The sequence below is a fragment of the Flavobacterium sp. CG_9.10 genome (assembly GCF_015752245.1).
GTDB lineage: Bacteria > Bacteroidota > Bacteroidia > Flavobacteriales > Flavobacteriaceae > Flavobacterium.
On record NZ_JADOVD010000007.1, the window covers coordinates 157,322 to 174,277 of the forward strand.

17 protein-coding genes are annotated in these 16,956 nt (G+C 34.3%); 5 read left to right on the forward strand and 12 right to left on the reverse strand.

The window, feature by feature from the left end:
* The 5 genes from folE to IWX84_RS07985 all read right to left on the reverse strand — a co-directional run bounded on the left by folE (position 1) and on the right by IWX84_RS07985 (position 5,136).
* Positions 1–615 carry a GTP cyclohydrolase I FolE gene (folE, locus tag IWX84_RS07960; protein ID WP_196850207.1) on the reverse strand — a complete coding sequence of 205 codons (615 nt, stop codon included), beginning with the start codon at positions 613–615 and terminating at the stop codon, positions 1–3.
* A gap of 38 nt (positions 616–653) precedes the next feature.
* A complete protein-coding gene (locus IWX84_RS07965) occupies positions 654–1,337 on the reverse strand; it encodes an SDR family NAD(P)-dependent oxidoreductase (protein ID WP_196850208.1) in 684 nt (227 codons plus the stop codon).
* 199 nt (positions 1,338–1,536) lie between these two features.
* Positions 1,537–3,021, reverse strand: a complete 1,485-nt coding sequence (locus IWX84_RS07970; protein WP_196850209.1) for a cryptochrome/deoxyribodipyrimidine photo-lyase family protein — start codon at positions 3,019–3,021, stop codon at positions 1,537–1,539.
* Between the two features lie 147 nt (positions 3,022–3,168).
* Complete coding sequence (locus IWX84_RS07980) at positions 3,169–4,476, reverse strand: ABC1 kinase family protein (protein WP_196850210.1); 1,308 nt, start codon at positions 4,474–4,476, stop codon at positions 3,169–3,171.
* Complete coding sequence (locus IWX84_RS07985) at positions 4,477–5,136, reverse strand: TetR family transcriptional regulator C-terminal domain-containing protein (RefSeq protein ID WP_196850211.1); 660 nt, start codon at positions 5,134–5,136, stop codon at positions 4,477–4,479.
* A 115-nt stretch (positions 5,137–5,251) separates the two neighbouring features.
* Between IWX84_RS07985 and IWX84_RS07990 the strand changes: the two genes are divergently transcribed.
* Positions 5,252–6,169, forward strand: a complete 918-nt coding sequence (locus IWX84_RS07990) for a TIGR01777 family oxidoreductase (protein ID WP_231385444.1) — start codon at positions 5,252–5,254, stop codon at positions 6,167–6,169.
* A 2-nt stretch (positions 6,170–6,171) separates the two neighbouring features.
* Here the strand turns inward: IWX84_RS07990 and IWX84_RS07995 are convergent, their stop codons facing one another.
* The 5 genes from IWX84_RS07995 to IWX84_RS08015 all read right to left on the reverse strand — a co-directional run bounded on the left by IWX84_RS07995 (position 6,172) and on the right by IWX84_RS08015 (position 9,736).
* Positions 6,172–6,711 carry a YceI family protein gene (locus IWX84_RS07995; protein ID WP_196850212.1) on the reverse strand — a complete coding sequence of 180 codons (540 nt, stop codon included), beginning with the start codon at positions 6,709–6,711 and terminating at the stop codon, positions 6,172–6,174.
* A gap of 169 nt (positions 6,712–6,880) precedes the next feature.
* Complete coding sequence (locus tag IWX84_RS08000; RefSeq protein ID WP_196850213.1) at positions 6,881–7,435, reverse strand: acyl-CoA thioesterase; 555 nt, start codon at positions 7,433–7,435, stop codon at positions 6,881–6,883.
* 6 nt (positions 7,436–7,441) lie between these two features.
* Positions 7,442–7,807: a 6-phosphogluconate dehydrogenase gene (locus IWX84_RS08005; RefSeq protein ID WP_196850214.1), complete on the reverse strand. Its 366-nt coding sequence runs from the start codon at positions 7,805–7,807 to the stop codon at positions 7,442–7,444.
* Between the two features lie 6 nt (positions 7,808–7,813).
* On the reverse strand, positions 7,814–9,184 hold the full coding sequence (gene rmuC, locus IWX84_RS08010; RefSeq protein WP_196850215.1) for a DNA recombination protein RmuC: 1,371 nt from the start codon (positions 9,182–9,184) through the stop codon (positions 7,814–7,816).
* 174 nt (positions 9,185–9,358) lie between these two features.
* On the reverse strand, positions 9,359–9,736 hold the full coding sequence (locus IWX84_RS08015; RefSeq protein ID WP_196850216.1) for a hypothetical protein: 378 nt from the start codon (positions 9,734–9,736) through the stop codon (positions 9,359–9,361).
* Between the two features lie 343 nt (positions 9,737–10,079).
* Between IWX84_RS08015 and IWX84_RS08020 the strand changes: the two genes are divergently transcribed.
* The 4 genes from IWX84_RS08020 (at position 10,080) to IWX84_RS08035 (ending at position 14,258) form a co-directional block, all read left to right on the forward strand.
* Positions 10,080–11,312 (forward strand): ectonucleotide pyrophosphatase/phosphodiesterase, encoded by a 1,233-nt coding sequence (locus IWX84_RS08020; RefSeq protein ID WP_231385445.1) that lies wholly within the window; start codon positions 10,080–10,082, stop codon positions 11,310–11,312.
* 106 nt (positions 11,313–11,418) lie between these two features.
* The gene (locus tag IWX84_RS08025) at positions 11,419–11,985 is read left to right on the forward strand and encodes a pseudouridine synthase (protein ID WP_196850217.1); all 567 of its coding nucleotides are present in this window, start codon (positions 11,419–11,421) and stop codon (positions 11,983–11,985) included.
* Between the two features lie 98 nt (positions 11,986–12,083).
* Entirely contained in the window at positions 12,084–12,539 is a 456-nt protein-coding gene (locus tag IWX84_RS08030) for a tRNA (cytidine(34)-2'-O)-methyltransferase (protein ID WP_196850218.1), read from the forward strand.
* A 111-nt stretch (positions 12,540–12,650) separates the two neighbouring features.
* Positions 12,651–14,258: a class I SAM-dependent methyltransferase gene (locus IWX84_RS08035; RefSeq protein WP_196850219.1), complete on the forward strand. Its 1,608-nt coding sequence runs from the start codon at positions 12,651–12,653 to the stop codon at positions 14,256–14,258.
* Positions 14,259–14,420: 162 nt separating this feature from the next.
* Here the strand turns inward: IWX84_RS08035 and IWX84_RS08040 are convergent, their stop codons facing one another.
* On the reverse strand, positions 14,421–15,794 hold the full coding sequence (locus tag IWX84_RS08040; protein ID WP_196850220.1) for a vanadium-dependent haloperoxidase: 1,374 nt from the start codon (positions 15,792–15,794) through the stop codon (positions 14,421–14,423).
* Positions 15,795–15,874: 80 nt separating this feature from the next.
* Positions 15,875–16,786: a DUF5602 domain-containing protein gene (locus tag IWX84_RS08045; protein ID WP_196850221.1), complete on the reverse strand. Its 912-nt coding sequence runs from the start codon at positions 16,784–16,786 to the stop codon at positions 15,875–15,877.
* Positions 16,787–16,956: the final 170 nt, after the last annotated feature.

The window sequence follows — 16,956 nt, forward strand, 5'->3', positions numbered from 1 at the left end:
TTAGCTTAATTTATTGGAAACAAGGCTAATAAACTCTTTTCTTGTTTTGTCTTTTTCGAATGCTCCTGTAAAAGACGAAGTGGTAGTAACCGAGTTTTGTTTCTGAATCCCACGCATTTGCATACACATGTGTTGTGCTTCAATCACAACTGCGACTCCAAGTGGATTTAAGGCTTCTTGAATACAATCTTTTATTTGGTCTGTCAAACGTTCTTGTACTTGCATTCTTCTGGCAAATGCATCCACAATTCTTGGTATTTTGCTTAATCCCACAATTTTTCCATTTGGAATATAGGCAACATGTGCTTTTCCAAAAAACGGTAACATATGGTGTTCACACATTGAATATACTTCTATATCTTTTACTATAATCATTTGTTTATGATCCTCAGTAAATAGAGCAGATTTCAAAATTTGCAATGGGTCCAGTTCATAACCGTGAGTCAAATACTGCATGGCTTTAGCCACTCTTTCGGGTGTTTTTTCGAGTCCTTCGCGGTTGACATCTTCTCCTAAATTTTCAATGATAGTTTTGTAATTATCAGCCAATATGGCTGTTACTTCAGTATCATATTGTTCGATTTTCTCGTAGCTTTTTGTTTTGGATAATATCATTTTGTGTTTTTATTAATTTTAAATAATCAGTTTTTTTTCTAAATTTTGAAGGTTACAATTCCATAATCCATTTCAAAGACCTGTCCTGAAATTGATTTAGCTTTTTCCGAAATCAGGAAATTTGCCATTTCAGCCACTTCTTCGGGTTTTAAATATCCTTTCATAGGGTGACGTTCGACCATGTTTTCTTTCATTCGGTCATTCCTTAAAATATTTGCCGAAAGTGACGTTTCGGTAATCGTGGGAGCAATGGCATTGATGCGTACTACCGACGCCAATTCTGCTCCCAACGATTTTACTAATCCTTCAACTCCAGCTTTTGCAGTAGCAATACTAGCATGAAATGGCATTCCTAGTTTTGCTGCAACGGTGCTGAATAAAATAATAGATGGATTAGTCCCTTTTTTTAAAACTGGTAAATATTTCTGGATGGTTTTTACGGCTCCAATAACATTGATTTCAAAATCATTTCTAAAATCATCGATACTCAAACTTGCTATCGGTTTCAAATTAATGGAGCCAGGACAATAAATTAAAGTATCAATGTTTTCAATTTCAGGAAGCTCATCCTGTAAAACATTTAATGAATGATGAATCAAATTAGGATGTGAAACCTCAGGCGAATTTCTACTTATATTATGAACCAAATTAGTTTCTAATTGCTGCAGCAAAATGGCATTTCCAATTCCTTTGCTTCCGCCAATGATTACAATGTTTTTCATGTTTATTTGTTTAGTCTATTTTATCGTAGAAATTTTATTATTGTTACTCTGTCTTTGCTTCGAACATTTAAATCTTCCTTAGCTAGAAGTTCTTTATTTTTGATGTTTCGTTTTTCTTTCTTGTACGCGCTCCCCGAAACCATTTCTATTATTCGCACTATATCTAAAGGAGTTAACTAACTTTTTTTATCATTTTATATTAATCGCTATCGCCAATATCCGCCATGGTATGTAAACTTAAAATTCTAAAACTTTCTTCTTTTGCTAAGGGATTTTTTTTAATTCCCCATAAATAATCACTAGCAAATTTGCGCGTTCGTTCTATATTTACAATTTGTTTTGGATAATCAATTCCAATATCAAAATTGTGGAATTTTTGATCTAAAAAAGTCATTTTTGATGGGTCGTGAATGAATTGTATTGGTAAATTTTTTAATTCGGGAACCCATTTTTTTATAAACTCGCATTCTGGATCGTGCTCCAAACTGTTTTTAATTGGGTTGTAAATTCGTAACATATTGACTCCAGTTTCACCTGCTTGCATTTGCAATTGAGGAAAATGAATTCCAGGCTCGAAATCTAAAAACATTTTTGATAAATGCTGGGAGGCCTCTTGCCAAGGTTGCCACAAATTATGAGTAAAGAAAGAAACCAGCATGGCTCTCATTCTAAAGTTCAAATATCCCGTTTCATTCAAACAGCGCATAGATGCATCAATTAACGGAAATCCCGTTTGTCCTGTTTTCCATGCAATGATATAGTTTTCGTTTATTTTCTTTTTCAAAGAATGAAACCCTTTATTCACACTGCCAAATTCCATGGTTTCTTCCATTTCAAATTTTTGAATGAAATGAGCTTGCCAGGTAAGTCTCGAAATAAAGGAATCGATTTGTTTTTTATTAGAACAAGTCAATCGGAATGTAGCCGCTTTTTGCAATACTTGTCTGCTTGAAATATTCCCCCAAGCAATGTAAGGAGATAATCTACTGCAACTTTTTCGCGCTAATAAAGGCTTTGAAATATTTTGGCTGTAATTGAAATATCGATCATCAAAGAATGACTGTAAATATTTATGGGCCATAGTTGAACCTCCTTTTTGAAAAATGGTATCAGGAATGGTATCAAGATTCTGCTTTTTCAATATATTTTCCAATGTATTTATGGCTTCAAGGTCTAAGAAATTCTTCTCACCCGAATCAAAAATAAATTGAGGTTCATTCATGTAATTTTCCCATTTTGAAATCCAGTTGCTTCGGTCTTTTAACTTTCTAAAAATACCGTTGTTAGTATTTTCAATCCAGTTGATTTGATTGTTTTTGCAAAAACGTTTAAAACTTTTATCTCTTTCGTACGTGATTTTTAAACCGGTTTCCTGATGTGAAAAAACAGTTTCGATTTTGTAAATTTCTTGAATAATATTAAATGTTTCAACTACTTCTGATGAGATGCTTAGGATTTTAGTATTCGAATTTTCCAACTGGGTATTGAGTGCAACAATCGACTGCTTAATAAAATTCCAATGTCTTTCACTATAATGGGTATCTTTTTTCAAAGATTTTTCAAATACATATATCAATAATGTAGGTTGACCAGTTTGTATGGCATTGTGCAATGCTTCGTTGTCTTGCAAACGGAGGTCTCTTTTAAACCAAACTATATTGATATGTTTTCTATTTGTACTCATTGTTGATTTCCACCTTATTTTTCTTCGGCATTTTTTGCTACACTATTTATTTTCGTAACAATCGCTCTCCCTTTTCCCGCTTAGTAATATAGCGGTTGCAAACTATACATTCTTTTTCAGGCAAATTCCCTTTTTTATATTGTTTTGCTATTCGTACTTTTTATATTGATTCACCACAATTGTGGCTTTCAAGTCAAACATCAAATTATACAAGCCAAAGAAAGTTCTATTCATATAAATGAAATGTTTCGATCCACGATTGCCATTCATTTTTCGCAAATTGGTATCTTTTGCAAATCGTTCTCCTAATTTGGCTATGTTTTCAAAAAAGGCTTCGTCTGAAAAATCAAAAGTTTCTTCTTGAAAAGGTTTGGTGAATAGCGATAACAAATCATAAAACATCTCAGTGAAGTAGATTATTTCTTCTTTTGAATCATCAGTTCTGAGGATTTCTAATTCGAATAGTTTTTGATTGAATAACTTTTTGTTATCTATCACTTTTTTACTGATTAATTCAAAATAGGGAATGTAAAAATCATTTGGAATTTTTTTCATGCATCCAAAATCTAACGCGACTAACTGATTTTTTTCATTGATCAAAAAATTGCCCGGATGTGGATCAGCATGAACTTTTTTCAAAACATGAATCTGATACATATAAAAATCCCATAATGCCTGACCAATTTTTTCGCCAGTTGCTTGATCTGTGTTTATTTTGGTGAATTCAGATAAATGTCTGCCTGCCATCCAATCCATGGTGATAATCTTATCCGAAGAATACTCCGGATAATACTCTGGAAACACTAAATTTTTAATTTTCTTGCAGGCTTTAACGACTTCTTGACTTTGTTCTAGTTCCAATAAATAATTAGTTTCCTCAATTAATTTATCTTCTACTTCTTTAAAATATTTATCCGAGTCTTTACCCTGAAGATTAAACATCCTAATGGCTATTGGTTTTACCAAGGCTAAATCAGAAGAAATGCTATTGGCAACACCTGGATACTGAATCTTTACAGCTAATTTTTTTCCGTTCTTTACGGCTAAGTGAACTTGTCCAATACTAGCCGCATTGACAGAATTAGAATTGAATTCATCAAAGATTTCATAAGGTGTTTTACCGAAATTAGTTTTGAATGTTTTTAAAACTAAAGGAGCTGAAAGTGGCGGAACTGAAAATTGTGACAATGAAAATTTCTCTACATAAGCCTGTGGTAAAAAACTTTTGTCCATGCTTAGCATTTGGGCAACTTTCAAGGCACTTCCTTTCAGGCTTTTTAAACCGTCATAAATATCTTCGGCGTTATCTTCATTTAACTTGTCGCGAGTCAAATCAGAATTCACCATTTTTTCACCATAATATTTCAAATAGTTTACGCCTACTTTTGCACCAGTTTGCATAAGTTTAGTGGCCCTTTCAATTTTTGTCGTTGGGATATAATCTATCGTTTTCATTTATTTGTTGTATATTTTTTCTTTGAAAATAAATTTTCCAAAGTCAATTAAGCTATCAATAGGTGCAATATTCATCAATTCAAAGGATGCTTTAACAGATTTTTCAATGTAAATATCTGTTTTTTCAAAAGCCGGAGATGAATCATCTATCCAAAATTTCATCGTCAGTAAAAGTTGAATCCACAAAGACTCCTGTATCGCTTTTTCCTGAAAATTTTGAAAACGTTCAATTTGTGTTCGGTCTTCATCCGTTATAATTTCCGAAACATATTTTTTGAAGCCAGTTCTAAGACCGGAGAGCTGCATCAGTTTTTTCAATTGATTAGTTTGGTCTTTCAAAATCATTACTACATAACTTCTGTTAGCAGTTAGTAATTCGAAAAAAGTAAAGTAAAAACTAAGCATTTTACTTTTCATATCATACGTCTCGTAATCACTATTTTTGTTCAGTAATTCTACTGTTTTGTCCAAAAACATTTTGAATATTTCTTTTTCTATACTTTCAATAGTTCCAAAAAATGAATAAAACTCTGTTTCAGTAAAACCATTTGTTTTGGCAAAATGATAGACTGATTTAGGTTTTTCACTATTATCAAGCACATAATTCATGTACAATGAAACTATTTTGTCCTTTGTTATTGTTGATTTTTTAGTAGCCATTTTTATTAAATTTCTAATTAGAGTATAAAAGTACAAAATGTTTAATCATATTGTGTTAATGTTAAACAAAATTTAATATATTTTTTACATCAATATAAATGAGTAGCTTTACCGTATGATGAAAAAAAATGTATTAATAAGCGGTGGTTCTGGATTTATAGGGAAAAATTTGACACAATTACTAATTGAAAGAGGATATAGTGTTTCAATTTTAAGCAGAAGTAAAAGACAAAATACTTCGGAAATTTCTTATTTCAAATGGGATGTCTCAACTCAATTCATTGACGAAGACGCTGTTCTTAACGCAGATTATGTGATACATCTGGCAGGGGAGAATATCGCAGAGAAAAGATGGTCTCAAAAACGAAAAGAGGCTATAATAAATAGTCGGCAACAATCGACTCAACTAATTTATTCGGTTCTTAAAAAACATAATAAAAAACTGGATGCTTTTATTTCCGCTTCGGCAATAGGAATTTATGGAGCTGTAAATGGGGAAGAAATTTGTACTGAGGACTCACCTTTGGCCAATGATTTTCTGGGTTCCACCTGTCAAAAATGGGAGGAAGGGCTTGATTTTATTGAATACTTAAACATTCGAACTGTGAAAATTCGTACCGGTTTAGTGTTGGGCAGAGATGATGGTTTTTTAAAAAAACTAATTCCTATTTTTAAGTGGCGACTTGGCGCAGCATTAGGTTCAGGAAAGCAATATATGCCATGGATACATGTTGATGATTTATGCAATATTTATTTTCAAGCTATTATTGATCCAACTATGAATGGTCCTTTTAATGCAGCGATTAATGACAATACAAATAATAGTATTTTCTCTAAAACGGTAGCGAAAGTTTTTGGTTACAAGATTTGGTTACCTAATGTACCTGCTTTTATATTAAAAACAGCAATGGGTGAAATGTCAAAAATTGTTTTAACAGGACGAAGAGTTTCATCTGATAAAATTGAAAAAACCGGTTTTCATTTTAAATTTAAAAATCTGGAAGAAGCAATTAAGGATTGTTTAGCAAAATAGGATTATTGTAAAACACAACGGATTTGTGTATTAACATTTTTAGCTATTTTGCTTCGCACTATATAAGGAATTTCAATTTTGAAATCATCGGTATTTAATGGGAAATTAGAAATAAGTTCAATTCCTTCGGCTACTTTTTTAATGGTTGCCGAAACTACAATTGCTTTTGATTTTCCATGAATAGTAATTTTACCTTTTATCTCGTACTCTTTCGAATTTGAGTCGATATTCTTCAAGTCAAATCTTTGAATTAGGCCTTTGAAAATAGCTTTTGGATAACGGGCACTTTCCATATAATTATTATTGAAGTGTTCCTGCATCAAACTTCTTTCAAATTGAAATTTTTTGATGTAGGCCAAACAAGTTATCTCGCCCGTTTTCGTAATCAAAACGCAAGATGTATTATCATTTATGGCTTTTACTTCTTCAAATAATGGTATCGAAGCTTCAAAATTAATAGTGCCCTTGTCCGAAATTAATTTTTCTTGGGCCAAGGTTGTAATAGATACAAAAATCAAGAAAAGGAGGGTAGATTTTTTCATGATTTAGATGAGTTATAGTTATCTTAAAGTTACGAAAAAAACGGCGAAAAAGTTCATTAAATTGGAAGAAATTATTTGATTTAAATCTATATTTTATTCCCATTTTTGAAAAAAGTATATTGGTTTATTCCTTTCTTTTTAATTTTACTATTTAGATCAAAAAAAATTATTATGCCTTTTTTAATTCTAGCAAAACATTGTATTTTTCTAAACTTTCCAAGCTTTCTTTAGAGCTGTAATCAAATACTTCTTCATGATAATCGCTTTCTTTTTTTAATGCTATCAATTTTAAGCAATTATGAAATCGCCTTACTTCGTTTAGATTAGAAATAATTAAACCTGGGACAGGCATACTTTTGCCTTCTTTATCTTTGGATACCATTGTAAAGTACGAGGAATTACAATGTTTTATTTTTCCGGTTTGAATATTTTCGGCTTCTACTCGAATGCCAATAATCATAGAACTGTTACCCACATAATTCACACTGGCTTTCATAGTTACCAGTTCCCCCACTTCAATCGGTTTTAGAAAATTTACCGTATCTACCGATGCCGTTACGCAATAATTTCCTGAAAACTTTGAGGCGCAGGCAAAAGCAATTTGATCTAATAATGATAAGATATAACCACCATGAATCTTGCCACTAAAATTAGTATGAGATGGCAACATCAATTCTGAAATGCTAATATTAGAGGAGGCCACCGTTTTAAAAGTAGTATTCATCGGTGTTTATTTTTGATTGAAAGGTGAAACTTCCTTTTCTACTGAGGTGATAAAATAGCGCGTATCTCCCCACCATGAAAACGTTTTATACCGTTCCACATAAGTCACTTTAACATAATTACCCTGTAATACTTTTAGGTCTTCAATTACTTTTTTTTCACTGTCTAAAACCGAAAATGAAAATATTTGGGTACCAGAAATTCCTTGGCTCAATTCTCCTTCCCATGTTTTTAAAACTACACCTTTATGGCTTAATTTTGTAAGTTGCCCGGAACGGATTCCTTCGCTAAAGGGAACATAATAGATAAAAGCAAAATAACTGATAAGGCCTACAGCAGCAACCGCTAAAATAATGGTAAGTATTTTTCTCATTTTTGTTTAATTTAATAATTGGTTTTCGTCTTTTTCAGCTCTAATTAATATGCTCTCGGGAAGTGCTTTTTTGGCTTTGGCTCCCATTTTTTTCAATTTCTCCACGCTTACAATCAGGTTACCTTTTCCTTCCACTAATTTATTCATGGCGCCACTGTATTCTATTTTACTTTCGTCAATTTTTTTACCAATTTTGATTAAATCAGCCACAAAACCTTCGAATTTATCATACAAAGCTCCTGCTTGTCTTGCAATTTCCAATGCGTTTTCCTGTTGTTTTTGGTTGGTCCACATACTGTCAATTGTGCGTAAAGTGGCCAGCAAAGTAGCAGGTGTGACAATTACGATATTTTTCTCGAATGCTTTGTTGTATAAACTAGTGTCTTCGTTTAGCGCCATCGCAAATGCCGGTTCGATTGGGATAAACAGCAGCACGAAATCAGGACTTTCTATTTGATATAAATCGTGATAGTTTTTGTTACCTAATTGGTCCACGTGGCGTTTGATGGAGTTTACGTGTTCTTTTAAGAAACTAATTTTTAAATTGTCATCTTCTTCGTTGATGTATTTTTCATAAGCGGTAAGCGATACTTTCGAATCGACAATCATTTTTTTACCGTCAGGCAAATTAATTACGACATCGGGGAAAACACGGTTTCCATCTTCCGCAGTATGACTGACTTGCACTTCGTATTCGCGTCCTTTCTCCAAACCTGATTTTTCTAAAACACGTTCCAAAACTAATTCGCCCCAATTCCCCTGCATTTTGCTGTCGCCTTTCAAAGCTTTGGTCAGGTTGATGGTTTCCTTGCTCATTTGGATATTCATTTCTCTCAAACCAAGGATTTGTTGGCGTAAAGCCGCATGATAATCAATACTTTCTTTGTGCGTGTCTTCGACTTTCTTTTCGAATAAATGAATTTTATCTTGCAAGGGAGTCAAGATATTTTTCATATTTTCTTTGTTCTGTTCGGTAAATTTATTTGATTTTTCCTCTAATATTTTATTGGCTAAATTCTCAAATTCCTTAGTAAACTTTTCCTGTAGTTTTTCTACTTCTTCTTTTTGCTCTTTGTTGCGTTCCCAAAGATTCTCAAAATCAACTTCTTTTTTCGAAAGCTGAATCGCCAGACTGTCTTTCTCGTTACGAATAAATTCTTTATCAGAATTGGCTGTTTCTAATTGCTTTTCAAAACTTATTTTATCAGCAGTAATTTGTTCTTTCAAGTTAGCGAATTGAGAATTTAAAGCGATTAATTTCTCTTCCAGACTAATTTTTTCCGACTGGAATCGGGCAGAGAAAATGAGTTTCCCTATGAAAACGCCAATGGCAAGAGCAACGATAAAAATCAATAAAAAAGGAAGCATATTAGACATAAAAATATTTTTGTTAAAAAAGTAAAAGTAAGGAATAATATCAATTTTAGGATTTAAAAGATATGTTTTAAATATTTTTTTATTTGCCAAAATCAGTCTTAATTATCAACTTTACAAAAAAAAGCCAATAAGAAATTAGATTCCTATTGGCTTTTCAAAAAACAAAATAAACGGTTATTCATCCAGCTTTATATTTCCTCTATCCTCTTTATTGTCAGGATGTTCGTTGGGATATCTATTTGCTGTAATATCGGAGTTGTGGTCTTCATTTTCAACAGTTCGCATTACTTCTTTTTCTGTGGAAACACCCCGACTCAAACTTTCGTTTTCATTCCATGTTCGTTCTTCGGGTTCAGGGATAGAAGCAATAGTCCCATCAACATTACGCGCTCTTTGAACAATTTTTTCGTTGCCATTGGCATCTATTTCTACTTCTTCTTTAAGATTTGATGTGGATGGATTATAGTCTTCAGGCAAGTTTTCGCTGCTAAATCCTTCATTTATATTTTGCTTATTATTGGTCTTTTTTGAACCTAAATCTTTGCTTTCCATGATATTTAATTTTAGTTATTACCTTAGTAATTGTTTATAATATTACGCCTTTTAAATGGGCTAATGCAATCATTTAACATAGCTTTTGGTTTGTGTACATCAATGTCATGTTGCTGTACTTTATATCAAATCAAAATAAAGAAACAATACAAGGAACAATTCAGAGCTTTTTTTTCGGGAGAAGATTTTTTTTGAGTCGCTTAAAATTATAATCTTAGATTCTTTAAGAATGAATTTGGACTATATAAAGACTAAAGATAAGATTAGGGTCTAAATCATTGACAGTATATTAACCCCAAAGTTGAAAGTTAACGATATATTTGTTGCGATTTAAATTTATGAAATGAAAAAGAAACTACACATTAAGGCTAATAAATCATTTATCAAAAACATTTGTTTATGTTTTATGTTGGGTTATTTTGGAATGGCTACAGGACAAAGTTCTACAAAACCATACGTGGTTATGGTTTCCCTAGATGGTTTTAGATGGGATTTCGTTAAACATTTTAATCTGCCCAATTTAACGAATATTGCTCAGGCTGGTGTACAAGCCAAATCGATGAAGCCTTCGTACCCCACTAAAACTTTTCCCAATCATTACGCTATAGTGACGGGTTTATATCCGGATCATCATGGTATAATAAATAATAGTTTTTATGATCCACAGCTGGAAAAAATATTTTCTTTGTCCAGTGATGCCAAAACCGATCCTCAGTTTTACGGCGGCAATCCCATCTGGAATGTTGCTGAACAGCAAGGAGTAAAAACGGCTTCTTTTTACTGGCCAGGTTCTGATACAGGGAAGAAAAGCCCCAGTATCTATAAAAAATATGACGACAAAGTTCCTTATGCTGTGCGAATTGACACGGTGATAGACTGGCTAAATCTTCCAGAGAAGGAGAGACCTCACTTGATTATGCTTTATTTTGATGAGCCAGATCATACCGGACATAATTTTGGTCCCTTGTCTTTAGAAAATAAAAAGATGGTAACCAAGATGGATTCTGTTATTGGGGTTTTGACTAATAAGTTGGATGCATTGCCTATTGGTAATAAAATTAATTTAATCGTCGTTTCAGATCATGGGATGGCTGACATAAATGATACTAAAAAAGTGGCTATTTTAAATTATTTAAAACCTAATTGGGTTGGCTATCAGCAGGTGATTAATCCAATTATGAGTCTTGAAGCCAAAGCGGGATATAAAGATTCTATTGCTCAAGCATTGACAAAAGTACCTCATATCAAATTTTGGGCAGCTAAGGATTTACCTAGAAGGTTGCATTATGGAAGTAATCCAAGGGTTTTAGATTTCGTTGTGGAAGCTAAAAAGAACTATAGTTTGGTCACCAATATGAGCCAAATAATAAAAGGAGGAACCCATGGATATGATAATAACAACAAAGATATGCACGCTATTTTTTTTGCAAAAGGACCTAACTTTAGAATTGGAAAAAAGATCGGTACCTTCCAAAACGTGAGTGTATATCCTTTGATTGCTCATATTTTAGGTCTGCAGATCGAAAAAGTGGATGGTGATTTTAAAGAAGTAAATCAGATGCTACGTAAGGAATAATTTTTTTGTTTAGTTGAAGTTCTGTATTGTAGTGGGGTAATTTTTTATACGAATACAAAAAGGAAATGGTAAATTTGTAACCAATTATTATTTTTAGAATGACAATATGAAACAGCATCATTTCATTATTCATAAGCCTTACGGTTATTTAAGTCAGTTTATTTATGAGCTGAAACGCAAAAAAAAACTGTTGGGTGAATTGTATGATTTTCCAAAAGGAACGATGGCAATAGGTCGTCTCGACGAAGATTCAGAGGGATTGTTGTTGTTGACGACGGATGGTATGATGAGTGAAATCATTAGAAGCAAAAAAGTTGACAAAGAATATTATGTGCAAGTCGATGGGATTATCAATCAACAAGCTATTGACGAAATGCAAAAAGGCGTGGAAATTGGTTTTAATGGAACCAAGTATATTACCAAACCCTGCAAAGCATCTTTAATACATGAAATTCCTGCCTTTGGAGCCAGAGGAAAAAAAATCAGGGATGAACGTCATGGTCCAACTTCCTGGGCTTCGATTACGGTCAATGAAGGCAAGTTTCGACAAGTACGAAAAATGTCGGCTGCTGTAGGTTTTCCTACTTTGAGATTGGTTCGCGTCCGGATAGGGAATGTCCATCTCAATGATTTGCAGGCCGGAGAAGTAATTGAAGTGGAAGATTTTCAGTAAAAAATCAATTTCAATTTCAATGGCAAAATCAACTATTTAATCAACGGCGTCAATCAAAAATCAGCAATCGTAAATCAGCAATCAAAAATCTTTTAAAAATGTTAAACATCGTTTTAGTAGAACCCGAAATACCAAATAACACTGGAAACATAGGTCGATTATGTGTAGGTACTGAAAGTCGTTTGCACTTGATTCATCCTTTTGGATTTGTTATCAATGATAAAAATTTGAAGCGTTCCGGGTTGGATTATTGGGTACACCTCGATGTAACGGAATATCAAAATGTAGCCGATTGGAAAGCACAGATTCCTGCTTTATCTCGAGTTTTTCTAATGAGTTCCCACGCTTCAAAATCCTATTTGGAGAATGATTTTGAAGATGGAGATTGGTTGGTTTTTGGGAAAGAAAGTAAGGGTTTGAGTGAGGAAGTTTTAAATCAGTTTCCGAATCATTTAACCATTCCCATGTCACCACTCATTAGAAGTTTTAACATCGCTAATTCCGTCGCGTTTGTCATTGGCGAAGCAAGAAGGCAAGTAGCTTGTAAACTGTAAGTTGTATATTTTAAATTGCAAGTAGGAAGATTTTTTTGAAGTAAATTTTATATATTTGAGTAAGACATTCCCTGATTTGGCAGTGTTTTTTCTACCTTTAAATTTACTTTTATGATTGATAAAGTTATTCTTAGAAATACCATTTTTAAACATTTAGATGGCTTGGTTACGGCGCCAGTTGCCTTTGCTTTACATAAAAGTGGAGTGCTATCTTATATTTTTGATAAAAAAGAAGCCACTCTTGCCGATCTCACTGCTCAGTTCAACGCAAATGAAGGCTATCTAAATGTAGGTTTGCGTGTTTTATGTTCCCAAGGATTCCTGAATTATCATGCCAATAACGCTACAGACGAGATTAGATTTTCTATTAACGATAAAAGTGAAACTGCTTTTTCTATGTTTCATTTGTACGAAGATGTGGTTGATTTATTGCATTTCTCGATGCGATTTCATCCTCGATTATTCGAAGAGGCGCCTTTTGAACGTTTGCGAGTTATTTTCGAAAAATATAAAAATAATTATGGGATTTCATTCTCGAATGATCCTCAGACAAATACCATTCAACATCAGATTTTAACGCATATTGAAGGCTCTTTAGTGGGACCAACGTTAGTCCGTCTAGGCATGAGTGGAATGTTTCATAAATATTTTATGGAGATTTCCTTCCGTCCCGAGGAATTTCATAAATCCCCCGAAAATTTCAAAATCATACTCGATTTCTTTGCCCATTTAGGTTGGTTTACCCAAAAGAATGGAAATTATCAGTTTACGGAAACAGGTCTGTTTTTTGCCAAAAGAGCCACAGCTTATGGAGTTACTGTTTCGTATTTACCTACTTTTAGTAAAATGGACGAGTTACTTTTTGGTAATCCAAATGTATTGCGAAATGTTGCCGAAGGAGAGGACGAAATTCATGTGGACAGAGAAATGAATGTGTGGGGAAGTGGCGGTGCGCACGACACGTATTTTAAAGTAGTGGATGAAATTATCATTAAATTATTCAATTTGCCAATAGAGGAACAACCCAAAGGAATTCTGGACATGGGTTGTGGAAATGGCGCTTTCCTGCAACATATTTTTGAGGTTATCGACAGGCAAACTTTGCGTGGAAAAATGCTTGATGATTATCCGTTATTTCTCGTTGGCGCTGATTATAATGAGGCGGCTCTCAAGGTAACTCGTGCGAATTTAATCAAAGCGGATATTTGGGCCAAAGTAATTTGGGGGGATATTGGTCGTCCGGATGTATTGTCTAATGATTTGATGGAAAATTATGCTATCGATTTGAAAGATTTACTGAATGTGAGAACCTTTCTAGATCATAACCGAATTTGGGAAATGCCAAAACAGATAACCAAAGACAGAGTGAGTCATTCAACAGGAGCTTTTGCACATAGAGGAATCCGCGTTAATAATAATTTAGTAGAAGATAATCTATTGGAACACCTCAATAAATGGTCTCCATATGTTCGAAAATTTGGTTTGTTGATGATCGAATTGCATACCATAGCTCCTAATTTGACAGCTGCTAATCTCGGGAAAACTGCCGCTACTGCTTATGATGCGACCCATGGTTTTTCAGATCAATACATAGTCGAAATTCCTGTTCTGCATAAAATAGCTGCTGAAGCAGGACTATTTCCGGATCCCAATTATTTTAAAAGATTTCCCGATTCAGATTTGGCGACGGTTAGCATTAATTTATTGAAAGGAAATTGAGAATGCGATTTTATGAATGGCAACAATAATAGTTTTGTTTATAACTTAGTCCAATTATCATATCGAGCGAAGTCGGGAACCATTAATCGTTCTCGACTGCGCTTGATATGACAAAAAAATATTGGATAAAAATATAGTAGCTATTGGTGTTATTAAAACGCTTCACTCACTATTTTCCCGAAAATGATTATTAAATACATAGTTACCAACGTTTCTGCCCATCTCTTCTCCATCAATTGCTGACTTCCTGAATTCCCAACCGGTATAAATCATACTCAATGAATTATCTCTTGCCACCTGTGCAAAAGTGGTAAAATGCATCGTATTGCCGGGCAGTGTGGCACTGGTCAGATAAATATCGGTTTCATTGGATGCAAAGAATAATCGCAATACTTCAGCAGCAGTACCACCGTATGCTGTAATTGAGCTTGGATATCCTGGTTGAGGTGGAGTGGGAAATGTATTCGGCACTTCGTTAAGAAAAGGTAGCCAAACAGAATCGGCATCTGTGCTATTATTGCCATCAGTTGCAGCTAGGCGAATGGCTGTTTCTGGCCTCCAATAGTAATAATGATACATGGCATTCAATCCAGAGTTGACGCTTTCAGCCAAAGAAACATGCATCAGTGCAAACAGTCTCGCTGTTTTCCAAGCGTCCATTTTTTTAGTTTTGATGGCTTCCCGCGTAAAATTATTCCAAGTAATAGAAGGCCTGTTTTCTGACCAGAATCTCGCCATTGAAGTTTCAGTTTCAGTTCGTGTAGAATTCACTCGTGCACCTTTCGCTTTAACTTCGTTGTAATCGTTGCCGTAATCTGTTGAGCTAACGGCATAAGGCCCTGCAGGGCGAAACTGTTGGTTGCTTTTAATTACATAAGTTCTCATCACAATACCCCAGTTTGCAATTCTTTTCACGGGTGGTTGTAAATAATTAAGAACCCCGCCCAAGTACATGATAGGAGAACGAAATTCGCCTGGCTCATCGCCATCAAGTGGAGTGAGAGATACTTGTATTACTTGGGTAAATCCATCGTTGGCTCGATTGGCAATAATAGCATCGGCTGATTTTTTACCAAGAATCTTGCCTAGTTCTTTGCTTTCTCCATCAGGAATAGTTGCCAAACTTTCGGCGTACCAGGTGTCTACCGGGAAAATTCCCTGCCGGTTCAGCCCCTTAATGGTCCAGTAGGCTGCACTGGCAACGGCAGCGTCGGGCGATGCAAATTTTTCTCTTTCATTCAAGGCAAAGCGTTCGTACTTTGGTTTGATGTTATTGAGTGCATCATGAACCGCTATTTGAATAATGGCAAAATAACGGGTGCGGCTAGGTTGGGTCATGGGCGCACCAAGAACGGTTGCTGTTTTCTCATTCCAGTACATGACCATATTGTTTTCTACAAAACCGGATTCCTTTATTTTCTTATCAGAGGAAGAATTTATGTCTTCGTTATTCATAAGTATATCTTCTTTTGTACAGGAAATAAACACTAAAAATAGAACGAAACACATCATTACTTGTTTTAAATAATTTTTCATGACAGTTAATTTAAATGAATATATAAATTGATCGAAAGGAAATTAAAATGAGGAATTTGAATAGACTTCCTCATTTAAAATTAATAGGGTGTAGCTGCTCTGGCTACAAAATCGCTTAAAGTTATTTTAATATTTTCAGTCTTAGAATCTCGATAAATATTATATTTTGTTGGATAATTTCCCGCTTTTTCAAAAAGTTCTGGTTGCGAATAATCCGCGCTCCAAGCTGGATTTGCTGATAAATATTCCCGGGTAACCATTGGCTCAACAAAAACGATTTTCCCATCATAGGTGCCATAAACCATAACTTTGGTGAAAGGTAAATATGTGAATGGTATAGGTAGCCAATGTTTTCCCATTTGTCCATAAACCGCACCTTGACCAGGTGGAGTAGCATATCCCAAAGGCATATATCCACCAGTAGTAATAGTAACAGGGTTATTTGTAGTACTCGTTGTGGTGGGTGGATAGATGTTAAATGCGGCATCAGCCGGACAGGAACACCAATCTGGAATCGCTAAGCGCTCTTCATTAGAAATTGTATAGAAATGAAAATCGAAATGTGGAGAATTGAATTCAGTATTTGTTGGGCCTCCACCATGGCCGTGGTTTTGCCAATTAAGCACTATGTGTTTAAAAGGGGTTAATTGCTTTGCTTTAATATGCAATGGAAGAACAATGGTTGGACCCTCTACACCCGGAGCATAATCCGGAAGTCCAGTTAAAGCTCCGGGAGACATTTCGATACCGATTTCATTTGGCAATCCTGTATCTTTTCTCACGCTAATCCAGGAACGCACACTGTCATTTCCAACAGCAACTTTAGGTCCTTTGAATACATTGAGTTTGTCCGAGCTCCATTTTTCGATAAAAGTTCGGGGTGTGGCTTTCAGTGAGTCATCGTTCAGCAACTCATCTTGAGCGCAGGAAAAAAGCAAAAATAATGACCCCAAAACGATAATTTTTTTTGGCATTGTAAACAAATTTTCCATGATTAAAAATTTTAAAAGGTTATTTTTAATGATGTAGATAAGTTAAGATTTGGGGAGATTAAAACGAACAACAAAAATACAATAAATATTATAACTATCTGATTAGTAGCGTTTAATTATTTAAAAATTAACAAAAAAGGTACTTTTGTCTGCGTTACAAAAAGCTGTAT